Genomic DNA, 15,696 nt, shown 5'->3' on the forward strand with positions numbered 1-15,696 from the left:
TCACCCGGTCAGCGCCGTGATCGAGTCCAGCGGAATACTGATCCAGTGCGGCCGGTGGCGGGCCTCGTACAGGACTTCGTAGACCGCCTTGTCGTATTCGAACGCGCGCAGCACCACCTGGTGCAGGTCCGGATCGATCCCGCCGCCGCGGGTGTATCCCGCGCAGAACGCTTCCCGGTTGCGCTGCGCCCACGCCCGTGCCGCGGTGACCAGGGCGGGGTTGTCGGTGCGGCCGACGAGCTGGTACCGGGCCGCGTAGTCGAAGGACCGCAGCATGCCGGCGACGTCCCGCAGCGGGCTGCTGAGCTTCTGCCGTTCGCTGACCGGCACCGCGGGTTCGCCTTCGAAGTCCAACAGCACCCATCCCGCGTCGGTGCGGACCACCTGGCCCAGGTGGTAGTCCCCGTGGATGCGTTGGACCGGCAGGTCGGTGCTGGTGTTGCCCAAGGCTTCGAACGCCGAGTACAGCGTCTCCGCGTACGGGGCAAGCTCCGGGACTTCGTCCACCGCGGTGTGTAGCCGCGCCATCATGGTGGCGGCCAGGTGGGCTTGGCCTTCCGGGCTGAGCACGCCCGTGGGCAGGACCCGGGCCAGGTCTCGGTGGACGGCAGCGGTCGCCGCCCCCAGCCGTTGGGCTTCCCCGGCGAAGTCGCCGCCCGCCTCGCTGGGCGCCAGCTCCGGGGAAGCGTAGAGGTCGCGCACGCTGGTGGCGGCCAGCACCCACCCGTCGGTGGCGCTGCGCAGATACGTCTGCAGCATCGCCAGCGTCGTCGGCACGGTGCGCCCGCTGGCCGGGTCGACCAGGTCGACGTCGATCCAGCCGTGCGGCCGCGCAATGTGCGGCGAGTCCACTGTGGCCAGCGCAGACGTCAACTCCAGGTCGGGGTTGGTCCCGGGCCACAGCCGCCGGAACATTTTCAGCACGTACTCTTCGCCGTAGACGAGGCTGGTGTTGGACTGCTCCCCGGTGATGACGAGGCTGCGCAGCCCGGTGCGCACCTCGGTTCCGGGGGCAGCGCGGAAACGCACCGCGCCGACGTCCCGGTTCTCCGCGATCCAGCTCAGCAGGTGCCCGGTCATGGCCGCGTCGTGCGCGGCGTCGTAGACGACCACGGGTGCCGGACTGTCCAGGTCGGCGGGGGCCGGGCAGGTGCCGATGACAGCGTGGACGAGTTCGTCCGGGACCGCTCCAACGGCTCTCATCCCGAGAAGTACCTGGTAGCGGTCGGTTCTGCTGCCTTGGACGACCTCGGCTACGAGCAGGCGCAGCCCGGGAAGGCCGGGCAGCAGGATGTGGTCGGAGTCGATTCGCAGCGTGTCGATAGCCGTCCCCTTGCCCGCGAACCAGCGCTGGGCGGGCAGCCACGTAGCCAGGAGCTCCTCGAGCTGAGTCATGACAGATCGATCCATTTCCCCTCAGGACCGCTGGGTCGGGTCGGACGCGGGACGGTCTGCCGGAGCAGGAGGCTGCGGGGCTGCGGGGACGGTGGTGACGGGCTGGGCGAGCGGCTGCTCTTCGGCGACGGGCGGAAGCTGGAACCAGTAGAAGCCGTGCCCGGGGAGAGTCAGCAGGTAGGGCAGTTCCCCGATGGGCGGGAAGTGCACTCCCCCCGTGCATTCGATCGGGGTGATCCCTTCGAAGCGGCGGAGGTCCAGTTCCACCGGTTGGGGAAACCGGGACAGGTTGTTGACGCACAGCATCCGGTCGTCGCCGTATTCGCGCACGAACGCGAACACGCTGGGGTTGCTCGCGTGGAGTTCGGTGAAGTCCCCCGTCCCGAACACCGGGTGCTGCTTGCGGATCTGGATCATGTTGCGGGTCCAGTTCAGCAGCGAGTTCGGGTTGTTCTGCTGTGCTTCGACGTTGATCGCCTGGTACCCGTAGATCGGGTCCATGATCACCGGCAGGTAGAGGCGGCCCGGGTCGCAGCGGGAGAATCCGGCGTTGCGGTCCGGGGTCCACTGCATGGGGGTGCGCACGCTGTCGCGGTCCCCCAGCCAGATGTTGTCGCCCATCCCGATCTCGTCGCCGTAGTAGAGCACCGGGGAGCCGGGCAGCGACAGCAGCAGCGCGGTGAACAGTTTGATCTGGTTGAGGTCGTTTTCCAGGAGGGGTGCCAGCCGGCGGCGGATCCCCATGTTGGCGCGCATCCGCGGGTCTTTGGCGTATTCGGAGTACATGTAGTCCCGCTCTTCATCGCTGACCATCTCCAAGGTCAGCTCGTCGTGGTTGCGCAGGAAGATCGCCCACTGGCAGTTGCGCGGAATAGGCGGGGTCTGCGCGAGGATTTCCGAGATGGGGTAGCGCTGTTCGCGCCGGACCGCCATGAACATGCGCGGCATCAGCGGGAAGTGGAAGTTCATGTGGCATTCGTCGCCGCCGGATTCGTAGTCGCCGAAGTAGTCGACGACGTCGGCGGGCCACTGGTTGGCTTCGCTGAGCAGGACCCGGTCGGGGTAGAGCCGGTCGACTTCGGCGCGGATGCGTTTGAGGAACTCGTGGGTCTCCTTGAGGTTCTCGCAGTTCGTGCCTTCCCGCTCGTACAGGTAGGGCACGGCGTCCAAGCGGAAACCGTCGATGCCAAGGTCCAGCCAGAACCGCATCACTTCGAGGATGGCGTCCTGGACGTCCGGGTTCTCGAAGTTGAGGTCGGGCTGGTGGGAGAAGAAGCGGTGCCAGTAGTACTGTCCGCGCACTTCGTCGTAGGTCCAGTTGGACTGCTCGGTGTCGATGAAGATGATGCGCGCGTCGCTGTAGCGTTCCGTGGTGTCCGACCAGACGTAGAAGTTGCCGTACGGTCCGTCGGGGTCGTGCCGGGAGGCTTGGAACCACGGGTGCTGGTCGCTGGTGTGGTTCATGACCAGGTCGGTGATGACCCGGATGCCCCGCTGGTGGGCTTTTTCGACGAGTTCCACGAAGTCGGAGATCCGGCCGAACTCGGGCAGGATCTTCATGTAGTCGGAGACGTCGTAGCCGCCGTCGCGGAGCGGGGACTCGTAGATCGGCAGCAGCCAGAGGCAGTCGATGCCGAGCCACTGCAGGTAGTCCAGTTTTTCGATGAGGCCCCGCAAGTCGCCGGTGCCGTCCCCGTTGGAGTCGTAGAAGCCGCGGACGAGGACTTCGTAGAACACCGCGTGCTTGTACCAGTAGGGGTCGCGCGGCTTTGCGTGGGTGAACGTGTCGGGAACGGACCCGGTCGGCGTCGGGCGCGCACCAGGAGCCGGCTGTGTGGTCATCGACTTCTCCACCAGGGTTGGCTGTCCACTGTGTTCTCGCAGGACCCCGGGTGCGGGGCCGGGGTCTTAGGCCGGGGCGACGGTGAATATGTGAGCGGTCTGCACGTGCGGGTCGAGCCGGACGTAGTTGGCCTCTACCCAGTGATACGAGTGCCCCGACAACTGGTCTGTGACGGTGATGTGGTCGCCGGGGGCGAAGCCGAGCGCAGGCATGTCCAGCCACACTGTCGCCTCCCGTGTGTGGTGGGGGTCGAGGTTCGCGACGACCAGGATGGTGTCGTCAGCTCCGTGGTTGGCTCCGGCCAGCCGTTTGGAGTAGCAGATGATTTCCGGCTGGTCGGCGTAGTGGAACCGCAGGTTGCGCAGCTCTTGGAGCGCGGGATGGCTGCGCCGCAGGGAGTTGAGTTTGCGGATCAGCGGGGTGATGGTGATCCCGGCGGCCTCCGCTGCCTCCCAGTCGCGGGGCTTGTACTGGTACTTCTCCGAGTCGAGGTACTCTTCGCTGCCGGGTTTGAGCGCGCGGTTCTCGCACAGCTCGTACCCGGAGTACATGCCCCACGTGGGGGAGAGCGTGGCGGCGAGGATCGCCCGGACTTCGAAGGCCGGACGTCCCCCGTGCTGCAGGTAGGCGTGGAGGATGTCGGGCGTGTTGACGAAGAAGTTCGGGCGCATGTACGCGGCCGCTTCGCCGGTGAGCTCGGTGAGGTACTCCTCCAGCTCCTGCTTGGTGTTGCGCCAGGTGAAGTACGTGTAGGACTGGTGGAATCCGATCTTGGCGAGGGTGTGCATCATCGCGGGCCGGGTGAACGCTTCGGATAGGAAGATGACATCGGGGTCGGTTGCGGCGATGTCGGCCAGGAGCCGTTCCCAGAACGCCACCGGTTTGGTGTGCGGGTTGTCGACGCGGAAGATGCGCACCCCGTGGGACATCCAGTACCGCACGATGCGGCGCACTTCGGTGAAGATGCCCTCCGGGTCCTTGTCGAAGTTGATCGGGTAGATGTCCTGGTACTTCTTGGGCGGGTTCTCCGCATACGCGATCGACCCGTCGGCGCGGACCGTGAACCATTCGGGGTGTTCTTTGACCCACGGGTGGTCGGGCGACGCTTGGAGGGCCAGGTCCATGGCGATCTCCAAGCCGAGTTCGCGGGCGCGGGCCACGAAGGCGTCGAAGTCGTCGATGGTGCCCAGGTCCGGGTGGATCGCGTCGTGCCCGCCTTCGTGGGAGCCGATGGCCCACACGGATCCGGGGTCGCCCGGCTGGGCCACGGTCGAGTTGTTCCGTCCTTTGCGGAACGAGTAGCCGACCGGGTGGATGGGCGGAATGTAGACGACGTCGAACCCCATGTCGGCGATGGCGGGCAGCCGGCGGGCGGCGGTGGCGAAGGTCCCGGAGCGGGGTTCGCCGTCCTCGGTGTCGAGCACCGCGCCTTCGGACCGTGGGAAGAACTCGTACCAGGAGCCGAAGAGTGCGCGTCGGCGGCTCACCATGACGGGGAAGCGCTGCGACCGGGTGACGAGTTCCCGCAGTGGACGTTCAGCGAGCTCGTCGCGGACCAGGTCGGACAGGGCGAGGTCGAGGCGCTCGTGGGCGGAGCGGGACCCGTCGCGCATGGCTGCGGCGATCTCGGCGAGCGCGGGGCGTCGGGGCACCCGCCGGGCGGCGCGCTCGAGGAGACGCGCACCTTCTTCCAGCATCAGCTCGACGTCTTGGCCGGCAGGGATTTTGATGCGGGCGTCGTGGCACCAGGTCGCGTACGGGTCGCTCCACGCTTCGATAGCGAAGTGCCAGAGTCCTTCCGAGGTGACGGTGACCTCGGCTTCGTAGCGGTCCGTGCCCGGGGCGATCTCGCGGAGCGGGACGAGGGGCTGGCGCTGGCCTTCGGGAGTATAGAGGACGACACCTGCGCCGAGCGCCTCATGCCCTTCACGGAACACGGTTGCGCGCACGGGAAAGGTCTCGCCGACGACGGCTTTGGCGGTGCCGATGTCGACGACCGGTGAGACGTCAAGGATGGGAAATCGTCCGATCACGGGTACACCATCGAAAGGTTGAGGTATGGGTGTTTTCTGTGGATTGGCATAGATGGTGAGGGACAACGGTGAATCGTGAATAGTGGAAGAGAGTAAAAATCTCTAAAAGGAGTATTTTGTGAGGAATCTGGATGAGTTGTCCCGATCGTTGCTGTCGGACTGAATTCCCCGTTCTCCGGCAGTCCGCAGCGAGGTATTTCTGTGAGGCTAGTCACAGGGCGATCGGGTGGACAAGAGGGACACTCGGAGGCGAGAGAAACAAAGACCAGGGAAGGGGCAAGAGGGGCACGGTGCTCGAAGTGCCCCACGCCACCTGCAGGTTTGGTGCAAACTAGGCGGGACAGTCGCGAGGAGATGAGAAACTCCTCGTCGCGGATACCAAGATCAGACTTGGAATTCTCGAAGGATTAAACCGCTTCTCCCAATGCGCCCCAATCCGCAGGGAAACCTTTGGCAAAAAATCCTTTTTCGGGGATTGGTTCACGGGGGAGGAAATGAAGACTACGCGTCTGCGGTGCGGCGGCGTGGAAGGCTCGCATACAGCCGTTCTGTTCGTTAGCCTCCCGATTCGTGAAGGCTATTCGTAGGTTTACCGTCCGTACCGTTCTGCCTGACGAGCTCGCTGCATTGTGCACCCTGGCCGCCAACCTGCGGTGGACGTGGCACGCCCCTACGCGCGCCGTATTCGCTGCGGTGGAGCCCCGCCTCTGGGAAGCCGTGGGCCGGGACCCCATCCGGCTGCTCGGAGAAGTCACCCCGGAACGGCTCCGGGAGCTCGCCGCCGACGCAGAGTTCCGCGCCCGGCTCGACGCAGCCGCCGCCGACCTCGACCGCTACCTCACCGCTCCACTGTGGTACCAGCAGCTCACGGACAGCTCCGACACCCCGCCGCCGGCAGCGATCGCCTACTTCTCCGCCGAATACGGGCTCGACGCCACCCTGCCCCAGTACTCCGGCGGTCTGGGCATCCTCGCGGGAGACCACCTGAAAAGCGCCAGCGACCTGGGCATCCCCGTGATCGGCGTGGGACTGCTCTACCGGCACGGCTACTTCTCCCAGACCCTGTCGCCCGACGGATGGCAACTGGAGCGCTACCCCGAGATCGACCCGCACTGCCTGCCGATGACCCGCCTGGAGGACCGCGGCACCCCGGTGCGCATCACCGTCGACCTTCCCGAGAACCGCACGCTGACCGCGCACGTCTGGATCGTGCGGGTGGGCCGCGTGCCGCTGCTGCTGCTCGACACCTACCACGACGACAACGACCTCGACCTGCGCGGTGTCACCGACCGCCTCTACGGCGGCGGCACCGAGCAGCGGCTCCGCCAAGAACTGCTGCTCGGCATCGGCGGACTGCGCGCGGTCCGCGCCTACTGCCTGCGCACCGGGTATCCCGAGCCCGAGGTCTTCCACATGAACGAAGGGCACGCGGGATTCCTCGGCCTGGAACGGCTGCGCGAATACATCGAGACCGCAGGACTCGACTTCGACCAGGCGCTGGAAGCCACCCGGTCCGGAACCGTGTTCACCACCCACACCCCGGTGCCCGCCGGAATCGACCGGTTCCCCAAGGAACTCGTGGAACGCCACTTCAGCGGCCCGGTGGCGCTGCCCGGGCTCCCCGTGGAACGGGTGATGGCGCTCGGCGCCGAAACCTATCCGGGCGGCGACCCCAACGTGTTCAACATGGCTGTCATGGGTATGCGCCTCGCCCAGCGGGTCAACGGCGTCAGCGCCCTGCACGGCGCGGTCAGCCGGGAGATGTTCGGTGGACTGTGGCCGGGATTCGACGTCGACGAAGTGCCCATCACCTCCATCACCAACGGCGTGCACGCTGCGACCTGGATGGCAGAAGAAGCGTGGGACGCGGCACAGGCCATGGGCCTCGGCCTGGAAGAGCTCGAAACCCCCGCAGGCTGGCAGCGGCTGGTGGAACGGGACGCAGAAGAGCTCTGGCGGATGCGCCGCGCCCTGCGCGAACGGCTGATCATCGAGGCCCGCAAACGGCTCCGCGCCTCCTGGCGGCAGCGGGGGGCCACCGACGCGGAACTCGCCTGGATCGACGAGGCACTCGACCCGGAGGTGCTCACCGTCGGTTTCGCCCGCCGCGTGCCCTCCTACAAACGGCTCACCTTGATGCTGCGCGACCCGGAACGCCTCACCGCGCTCCTGCGCCACCCGGAACGCCCCATCCAGATCATCATCGCGGGCAAAGCCCACCCCGCTGATGAAGGCGGCAAACGGCTCATCCAGGAGATGGTGCGGTTCAGCGACGATCCTCGGGTGCGGGACCGCATCGTCTTCCTGCCCGACTACGACATGGCGCTGGCCGCGCTCCTCGTGCAGGGCTGCGACGTGTGGCTGAACAACCCGCTGCGTCCCCTGGAAGCGTGCGGCACCTCAGGCATGAAGTCCGCGCTCAACGGCGGACTCAACCTGTCGATCCGCGACGGCTGGTGGGACGAGTGGTTCGACGGCTCCAACGGGTGGGCGATCCCCACCGCGGACGGCGTCGACGACCCGGACCGGCGGGACGACATCGAAGCGGCAGCCCTCTACGAGCTGTTCGAGGAGCAGGTCGCCCCCTTGTTCTACGAGCGGGACGACCACGGACTGCCCCGGCGGTGGCTGGAGACGGTCAAGCACACCATGGTCTCCCTGGGACCGAAAGTGCAGGCCACCCGCATGGTCCGCGAATACGTCGACCAGCTCTACCAGCCAGCCGCGCTCGCCATGCGGCGGCTCGCCGCAGACAACTACCGCGGAGCCCGGGAGCTCGCCGCCTGGAAACAGCGGGTGCAGCACGCCTGGCCGGGGGTGCGCATCGAACACGTCGAAACGTCGATGAACGGGGACACCCCGCAGGTCGGCGGGGAACTGGAGGTGCGCGCCACCCTGGTCCTGGGCGGGCTCGACCCGGACGACGTGTGCGTGGAGGTCGTCCTGGGACTCGTCAACGACGACGACGAACTGATCAACCCGACCACGACCGAACTCGTGCCGCTGCCCGCCTCGGACGTGGTCTACCCGCTGGTGCGCTTCGGCGGGACCGTCCCACTGGACCGCGCGGGCACGTGCGGGTACACGGTCCGCATCCGCCCACGGCACCGGCTCCTCACCCATCCCGCAGAAGCGGGGATGGCCGTGGTAGCCGAACCCACGATGGGTATCGGCACCCTCGTGCCGCACTGACCAGGACACCCGCACCGCAGCGGCAGGCCGGGTACGGCGACCCTGGTGCGGTACCCGGCGGTTGTCCCCGGGGCAGCGGCAGCCGCGGCCGCCGTCTCGGGGAGACCGCCTGGCGGCGGGCACCATCGCAGCCGAAAAAGGGAAGGGAAGCGGCCGCAACCGGCCACCGCGGCCGGAGAAGAGCTGCGTCGACCCGTGGTACGGCGGGGAGCGGCGCACCCCGGATCCGGGGCGGGTTGACGCGCGCCGCCGTCCTGCGGCCATAATGAGGCCCGACAGCACAACCAAACGACAGGGGAGCGCCTCTAGCGCTGAGAGTGCGGCACAGCCGCAGACCCTTACTACCTGATCTGGGTAATGCCAGCGAAGGAAGTCGTGGGAACCGCCACCGGTGGCGTGGTCTCGCGCACCGGTGCTTCTGGTGCGTGTCATAGCGGCCGGTGTGCGCTCTTGGCCAAGAGCCCTCCGTGACTCCGCGAAGGGACGTGACCAATCATGAGCCCGGCCGAGCCGCAACCCGGCCAGGATCGTCAATCCCTCCTCCACTGGCGCACCGTGGACATCGTGGTGGCTGCCGTCATCGGTGTCGCCGTGGGGATCGTCTTCTGGGTGTGGAGTGTCCTGTGGAACGCCACCACGGGACTGTTCGCGTTCTTCCCTCCGGCCCAGGCCATTCTCTACGGCATGTGGATGGTCCCCGGTGTCCTCGGCGGACTCATCATCCGCAAACCCGGGGCCGCCGTGCTGACGTCGATCGCCGCCGCCTCCCTGGAGATGCTGCTGGGCACCGGGTGGGGCGTCTCGGTCCTCATCTCCGGCGCCCTGCAAGGACTGCTCAGTGAACTGGTCTTCCTCGCCTTCCGCTACCGCAGCTGGGGCATGGGGGTGGCAGTCCTCGCGGGAGTGGCCGGCGGGATCTCCCCCGCGATCCGGGACAACCTCACCTACCATGTCACCTGGCCCCTCAGCTACCAGGTCGTCTACGGGGTACTCGTCCTGATCAGCGCCGGCCTCATCGCCGGGGCGGGCTCGCGTGTGCTCACCACGCGCTTGGCCGCCGCCGGAGCGCTGTCCCCCTTCGCCTCGGCGCGGGGATAGGCCGATGGGTACCGGAAACCGCGACGGTCACGGCGCGCGGGTGGAACTGTCCGGCTGGGGCTGGCGGCACGCCGGCCGCGCCGACTACGCCCTGCGCGGCGTCGACCTGGTGATCGAACCAGGGGAACGCGTCCTGCTGCTGGGCGCTTCCGGGGCAGGGAAGAGCACCCTGCTGCACGCGCTGGCGGGACTCACCGGGCCCAACGGCGCCATCACCGGCGAAGAGGAAGGCCGGCTCCTCGTCGACGGGAAACCCGCGACGAGCCAGCGCGGCCGGATCGGCCTGGTGGCGCAGGACCCGGAGAGCCAGCTCGTCATGGCCCGCGCCGGGGACGACGTCGCGTTCGGCTTGGAGAACCTCGGCGTGCCCCGCGAACAGATCTGGGCACGGGTAGACGAAGCCCTCGCCCGGGTCGGCTTCCCCTATGGGCGCGCCCATCCCACCGCGGCCCTCTCCGGCGGGGAGAAGCAGCGCCTGGTGATCGCCGGGGTGCTCGCCATGAGCCCCCGGCTGCTGCTGCTCGACGAACCCACCGCCAACCTCGACCCGCCCGGGGCACGCCTGATCCGCGACGTGCTGGCCCGGCTGCTCGCCGACACCGGGGCCACCCTGGTACTCGTCGAACACCGGGTCGCCGACGTCGTCGACCTGGTTGACCGGGTCGTAGTCGTCGAACCGGGCGGGGGAGTCATCGCCGACGGTGCTCCCCGCACGGTGTTCGCCCGGCACGGGACTGCCCTGGCCGAGCGGGGCGTGTGGGTCCCCCACGCAGACCCCGTCCCCTGCACCACGCCGGCCCCGGGAGGCCCCGTCCTCATCGAAGCGGCGGACTGCACTCTGGGCACTCCGCGCACCCCGGGGCGAAGACGGCCGAAAACCGTCCTCAATGCGGTGGACGTCACCGTGGCTGCGGGGACCGCGACCGCGCTCACCGGAGCCAACGGCGCCGGAAAATCCACCCTGCTCACCGCGCTAGCGGGACTGGCGAAACCGCAGTCAGGACAGATCCGCCCTTGCGGGCCGCTCGCCGCAGCCGACCCGCGTCCGCTGGTGAAATGGCCGGCGCGGCAACTCGCCCGGCACGTCGGTACCGTGTTCCAGCACGCCGAAGACCAGTTCGTGACCGCCACCGTGCGCGACGAGCTCCGGTTCGCGCCGCTGCGCCTGGGCATGGGCGAGGCAGAGACCGCGGCCTGGGTGGACGAACTGCTGGAACGGCTGCGGTTGACCCACCTGGCCGACAAGCACCCCTACACCCTCTCCGGCGGGGAGAAACGGCGGCTGTCCGTGGCAACCGCGCTCAGCTCCGGCCCGGCCCACGCCCCCGACGTGCTGGTGCTCGACGAGCCCACGTTCGGCCAAGACACCCGCACCTGGGTGGAACTGGTGGAACTGCTGGATGCGCTGCGCGGCCAAGGCCGGGCGATCGTGCTCGCCACCCACGACACGCTGCTGCTGCGCCACCTCGCCGACGTGGAACTGCGGGTGGCGGACGGCTCGGTCACGGAGACAGCGCGCACCGGGATGGAGGAGAGCCGGTGAACCTCACCTCTGCCCCTGCGGGCCGCGCCGCACCCGGCAACGGACAGCCGGGCGTCCGGTCCTGGCTGCTCGGCATCAACCCGGCCGCCAAACTGATCGCGGCCTGTGTCATCTCCTTCGGCCTCATCCCCGCCGTGGACCCGGTCACCGGCGGGATCGTCCTCGCCGTCACAGCCCTGCTGCTGCCGTTCAGCGGGATCAACCGGGCCACCCTGCTGGTGCTCAGCGTCCCGTTCTGCCTCATGGGGCTCTCCACATGGGTGGTCAACCTGCTCTACGGCGAAGAAGGCCTGTGGGGGGCGTCCGGCGCGGCAGTGCGCATCCTCGCGATCGCCCTGCCGGGGATGCTGGCCGCGGTCAGCAGCGACGCCACTGACCTTGCGGACGCGCTCGTGCAGCGCCTCAAAGTCCCGGAGCGGCCTGCGATGGGGGTGCTTGCCGCGCTCCGGCTGGTCCCGCTGCTGGCCGACCAGTGGCGTACCGTCACCCTCGCCCGGAGGGCCCGCGGTCTGGAAGCCGGGCGCAACCCGCTGGCCGCGCTCTCCATCTTCTTCGGGAAGCTGTTCGCGCTGCTGGTCCGTGCGGTGCGCACCGGCACGCTGCTGGCGACAGCAATGGACGCCCGCGCGTTCGGCACGGGGCCGCGGTCGCACGCCCGGGTCAGCCGGTGGCGTCTCGCTGACACGGTGCTCGTCGCGGCCAGTCTGCTGCTGCTTGCCGCCGCCTACACGGTCTCCGCCCAGCTCGGCACGCTGCGGCTGCTGTTCACCTGACACAGGCAAGGATGCCCTGGGGTCACCGACCAGGGCATCCTCCTGTGCCGTGCATTCTGCCCGGGGCCTGCCCGCGGGAGGAGGCCGCCGTGCCCCAGATGGTCTTTTTTGGGGCACCTCAGGGCGAGCGTTGACGTTCCCGCTGAGAAGCGCCCGGATGGGAAGCGGCAAGGGCGGGGCGCTGCCCAAGCCGGGCACGGCGGGGTGATAGGGAGAGGGACAGACAACAGTCCACATCGGGAAGTGGAGAGGGAGAACCCATGGGGGAGTTTGTTCGGGTCGAAACGGATGCGGACCATCCAGCCGTCGCCGTCATCCGGCTGGACCGGCCGAAGATGAACGCGCTCAACACCCAAGTTCAGCGGGAACTCGCGGAAGCCGCCGCCCAGGTCAGCGAAGACTCGGCGGTCGCCGCCGCCGTCATCTACGGGGGAGAGCGCGTGTTCGCCGCCGGAGCCGACATCAAGGAGATGGCGGACATGGACTACGCGGCAATGGCCGCGCACTCCCGCACCCTTCAGGACTGCTTCACCGCGGTGGCCCGCATCCCCAAGCCCGTGATCGCCGCCATCACCGGGTACGCCCTGGGCGGCGGATGCGAGCTCGCGCTGTGCGCCGACTTCCGGGTCGCCGCGGACAACGCCAAACTCGGCCAGCCTGAGATCCAGCTCGGCATTATTCCTGGCGCGGGCGGCACCCAGCGGCTGCCGCGCCTCATCGGCCCGGCGAAGGCCAAGGACCTGATCTTCACCGGCCGGCACGTGGATGCAGCGGAGGCCTTGGAGATCGGTCTCGTGGACAAGGTGGTGCCCGCCGAAGAGGTGTACGCGACAGCGGTGGCCATGGCAGCCCGCTACGCGAACGGTCCGGCGCTCGCGCTGCGCGCCGCCAAACAGGCCATTGACGCCGGGCTCGAAGTCGACCTGGACACCGGGCTGGAGATCGAACGGCTGCAGTTCTCCGCGCTTTTCGCTACGGAAGACCAGAAGACCGGGATGCGGAGCTTCATGGAGCACGGTCCCGGCAAGGCCACGTTCTCTGGGAGGTAGGCCACTGATGTGGCAACTGACCGAGTATCCCGCCGCGGAGCGGACCGACCTGCTCGCCGCCCCGGTTGCCGCCGCGGTGACCGAGTGGAAGCACGACACCCCGGTGGACCGGCTCCGGGTCGCCGCTATCGACCCGGAACTGGCTGACACCGCGAACTTCTGCGCGGCCTACGGGGTGCCGCTGGACGCGTCGGCCAACTGCGTCATCGTCGCGGCCCGGCGCGGCGGGGAGACCCGGTTGGCGGCCTGTGTGGTCCTTGCCACGACCCGCGCCGACATCAACGGGGTGGTCCGCCGCCACTTGGGGGCGCGCAAAGCGAGTTTCGCCCCCCAAGAGGAGGCGGTGCAGCAGACCGGGATGGAGTACGGCGGGATCACCCCGGTGGGACTGCCCCCGGAGTGGCCGATCCTCATCGACTCCGCCGTGGTCGCCCAGCCCGAGGTTGTGGTGGGCAGCGGGCTGCGCCGCTCTAAGCTCATCCTTCCGGGAGCGGCCCTCGCCGAACTGCCGGGCGCGGAAGTCCTCGACGGTCTCGCCCGACCGGCGTGACAGGGAGGCGGGATCCTCCCGCCTCCCTGTCACTCAGAATAAGAATCCTTCTACTGTGCGTACTGTGTGCAGGCTAGAAGCGGGGGACGGCAGCATGGTGGTTCAACCGTAACCTTGACCGGAACCTCACTTCGACTTTTTCCGTCATACTCATTGAGTCGCTTCACCAAAGACGTGGGGTCAGCACGAACGCCCCGTTTGCGGCCGTGCGTGATCCGACTAGCGTGAGAAAACTGCGGTGGTACCGCTCTCCGTCAGTCTGGTGTCACCGAGAAGCTGTGTCGTCGGGCCTGTGCGGTCACGGCTCCGAAGCGGTCGGGTCAACACCGCACAGTCCGGTGGATCCCGGCCGAATAGGCTGCACCAAACGGTGTTCGAGGGGATGAGATCACTATGGCAATGGCGGCAGGTTTCCCCGATGGTGAGGAGCTGCCGGAGTACATCGGCCCGTACAAGATCCGCCGGCGCATCGGCCAAGGCGGTATGGGCGTTGTGTATCAAGCCGTAGACCCTCAGGACCGTCTGGTCGCGGTCAAGGTGCTGCGTGCAGAGGTGGCGGGGGATGATATCGCCCGTGCCCGGCTGGCCCGCGAGGTCATGACCATGCGGCGGGTACGCAGCCGCAACGTGGCCGAGGTCATCGACGCCGACACCACCGCGCCGCTGCCCTGGGTCGTCACCGAGTACATTCCGGGCCCCACGCTGGACTCCACGGTGACCAACCACGGCCCGCTGCGCGGACGGGCCCTCACCCGTGTCGTCACCGGGTTAGCGCGCGCCCTGCGGGACATCCACGCGGCCGAGATCATCCACCGCGACCTCAAGCCCGGCAACGTGATCATCTGCAACGGCGAGCCGATCATCATCGACTTCGGTATCGCGTACGCGGTGGACGGCTCCAAACTCACCCAGACCGGCACGTTCGTCGGCACGCCCAGCTACCTGTCCCCCGAGGTGATCGAAGGCTCGGACCTGAGCCCGGCCACGGACATCCACGCCTGGGGTGCGACGGTCGCGTTCGCCGCCACCGGCAACCCGCCGTACGGCGCGGGCGCGTTCGAAGTGATCTTCTTCCGCATCCTCAACGGAGAGATCAACCTCGACGGGGTTCCGGAGCCGCTACGCCCGATCGTTCAGGACGCGGTCCAGCGCGACCCGCGGAAGCGTCCCACCGCTGAAGAGCTGGTGGCCCGGACCGAGCAGCTCAACCTCGACTTGCCGTGGATGGAGGACGAGTACCGCTCGTCGGGGATGACGGGCCTGCACACGGTCTCCGCTGACCTGCCGACGAGCACCCCCCAGCCTGCCCCGCCGGAGCCCGAAGAGAACCAGGCCACTGCGGTAGCGGAGGCTGCCGCCCCGGACCGCACCATGGTCGCCCCCGAAGGCTTCGGTGACGACGAGGAGGAGCAGGACAGCGGGCGCCGCTACGACCACTACTACGACGCCACGCTGCGCCCCGAAGAGTTCCGCGACATCCTGACCCCCGTCGACTACGAAGGGCGGAATCGGGACTCTGCCGACTACGACGACGAGCCGCCCAGTCTGCTGGAGCGGTTCCGTGCCTACCGCAGGGGCGAGGACCGGCTCTCCGACTACTTCTCGGACGACGAGGACGACTACTACGACGAGTACGAGGCAAAGCGCCTGCCGTGGGTGATGGTGGTCCCGGTGGCGTTGGGGATCGTCGGGCTCACGCTCATGATGCCGACGATCGGTCTCATCCTGGGGACTCTCGCTGTCACCGTGCTCGGCGGTCTCGACCTAGCCCGCCGCGAGCATGCCCGCCGACTGCACGAACGCGGGCCGCGCAGCTCCGACAACGTGGTGATCGCGTTGAGCATGCCGTGGGCGCTGCTCCGCACGCTGGGCCACGCCGCGCTCTACGGCCTTGGCTACTTGCTGGCCGGAATCGTGGTGGGTATCGCGATCGGAATGGTCAGCGGCAATAGTTCCGCCAACGTCGTGGGCTCGTGGGCACTCGGCGTCGTGGTGTTGATGAATTTCTTGTTCGGCCCGCATGCCCGGGGTGCGCAGCGCCAGTCGCGGTGGCTGGTCAGCAAGATCACGATCCGCAACCCTTACGTCTACTGGGGCACCATCATCGCGATCAGCCTGCTCGCCCTGTTCCTGGTGGTATTTGGTGTCCAGTTGGTGCCAGCATGGGACCCCATTCCCGGACCTTCGGAGTGGTTTGGCTCCTGACCTGGTCATAGCCTT

Annotated in this window: 10 protein-coding genes and 1 riboswitch; of the genes, 7 read left to right on the top strand and 3 right to left on the bottom strand. The window is 68.1% G+C overall.

Translation table 11 applies throughout. The features are described 5' to 3' along the window. The 3 genes from TFU_RS02910 to TFU_RS02920 all read right to left on the bottom strand — a co-directional run bounded on the left by TFU_RS02910 (position 1) and on the right by TFU_RS02920 (position 5,271). Positions 1–1,395 (bottom strand): maltokinase N-terminal cap-like domain-containing protein, encoded by a 1,395-nt coding sequence (locus tag TFU_RS02910; protein ID WP_041427665.1) that lies wholly within the window; start codon positions 1,393–1,395, stop codon positions 1–3. 21 nt (positions 1,396–1,416) lie between these two features. Further along, positions 1,417–3,237, bottom strand: a complete 1,821-nt coding sequence (gene treS, locus TFU_RS02915; protein ID WP_011291031.1) for a maltose alpha-D-glucosyltransferase — start codon at positions 3,235–3,237, stop codon at positions 1,417–1,419. 66 nt (positions 3,238–3,303) lie between these two features. After that, positions 3,304–5,271, bottom strand: coding sequence for an alpha-1,4-glucan--maltose-1-phosphate maltosyltransferase (locus TFU_RS02920; protein ID WP_011291032.1), 1,968 nt, complete (start codon positions 5,269–5,271; stop codon positions 3,304–3,306). 570 nt (positions 5,272–5,841) lie between these two features. Between TFU_RS02920 and glgP the strand changes: the two genes are divergently transcribed. The 7 genes from glgP to TFU_RS02955 all read left to right on the top strand — a co-directional run bounded on the left by glgP (position 5,842) and on the right by TFU_RS02955 (position 15,681). After that, positions 5,842–8,463: an alpha-glucan family phosphorylase gene (gene glgP / locus TFU_RS02925; protein WP_011291033.1), complete on the top strand. Its 2,622-nt coding sequence runs from the start codon at positions 5,842–5,844 to the stop codon at positions 8,461–8,463. Between the two features lie 283 nt (positions 8,464–8,746). Further along, positions 8,747–8,852, top strand: a riboswitch (TPP riboswitch). A 106-nt stretch (positions 8,853–8,958) separates the two neighbouring features. Continuing rightward, entirely contained in the window at positions 8,959–9,561 is a 603-nt protein-coding gene (locus tag TFU_RS02930) for an ECF transporter S component (RefSeq protein WP_011291034.1), read from the top strand. 4 nt (positions 9,562–9,565) lie between these two features. After that, positions 9,566–11,104 (top strand): ABC transporter ATP-binding protein, encoded by a 1,539-nt coding sequence (locus TFU_RS02935; protein WP_011291035.1) that lies wholly within the window; start codon positions 9,566–9,568, stop codon positions 11,102–11,104. Continuing rightward, entirely contained in the window at positions 11,101–11,877 is a 777-nt protein-coding gene (locus TFU_RS02940; protein WP_011291036.1) for an energy-coupling factor transporter transmembrane component T family protein, read from the top strand. Before TFU_RS02935 ends, TFU_RS02940 begins: the two co-directional genes overlap by 4 nt. 260 nt (positions 11,878–12,137) lie before the next feature. Further along, positions 12,138–12,926 (top strand): enoyl-CoA hydratase/isomerase family protein, encoded by a 789-nt coding sequence (locus TFU_RS02945; protein WP_011291037.1) that lies wholly within the window; start codon positions 12,138–12,140, stop codon positions 12,924–12,926. Positions 12,927–12,933: 7 nt separating this feature from the next. Beyond that, on the top strand, positions 12,934–13,476 hold the full coding sequence (locus TFU_RS02950; protein WP_011291038.1) for a YbaK/EbsC family protein: 543 nt from the start codon (positions 12,934–12,936) through the stop codon (positions 13,474–13,476). A 393-nt stretch (positions 13,477–13,869) separates the two neighbouring features. Continuing rightward, on the top strand, positions 13,870–15,681 hold the full coding sequence (locus TFU_RS02955) for a serine/threonine-protein kinase (protein WP_011291039.1): 1,812 nt from the start codon (positions 13,870–13,872) through the stop codon (positions 15,679–15,681). Positions 15,682–15,696 lie beyond the last annotated feature (15 nt).

Source organism: Thermobifida fusca YX (genome assembly GCF_000012405.1).
Taxonomy (GTDB): Bacteria; Actinomycetota; Actinomycetes; order Streptosporangiales; family Streptosporangiaceae; genus Thermobifida; species Thermobifida fusca.

Bases quoted from the DNA above. Each gene is read 5' to 3' on its own strand.
- TFU_RS02910 (WP_041427665.1), bottom strand. From the start codon at position 1,395: ATGACTCAGCTCGAGGAGCTCCTGGCTACGTGGCTGCCCGCCCAGCGC.
- treS (WP_011291031.1), bottom strand. From the start codon at position 3,237: ATGACCACACAGCCGGCTCCTGGTGCGCGCCCGACGCCGACCGGGTCC.
- TFU_RS02950 (WP_011291038.1), top strand. From the start codon at position 12,934: ATGTGGCAACTGACCGAGTATCCCGCCGCGGAGCGGACCGACCTGCTC.
- TFU_RS02935 (WP_011291035.1), top strand. From the start codon at position 9,566: ATGGGTACCGGAAACCGCGACGGTCACGGCGCGCGGGTGGAACTGTCC.
- TFU_RS02930 (WP_011291034.1), top strand. From the start codon at position 8,959: ATGAGCCCGGCCGAGCCGCAACCCGGCCAGGATCGTCAATCCCTCCTC.
- TFU_RS02955 (WP_011291039.1), top strand. From the start codon at position 13,870: ATGGCAATGGCGGCAGGTTTCCCCGATGGTGAGGAGCTGCCGGAGTAC.
- TFU_RS02945 (WP_011291037.1), top strand. From the start codon at position 12,138: ATGGGGGAGTTTGTTCGGGTCGAAACGGATGCGGACCATCCAGCCGTC.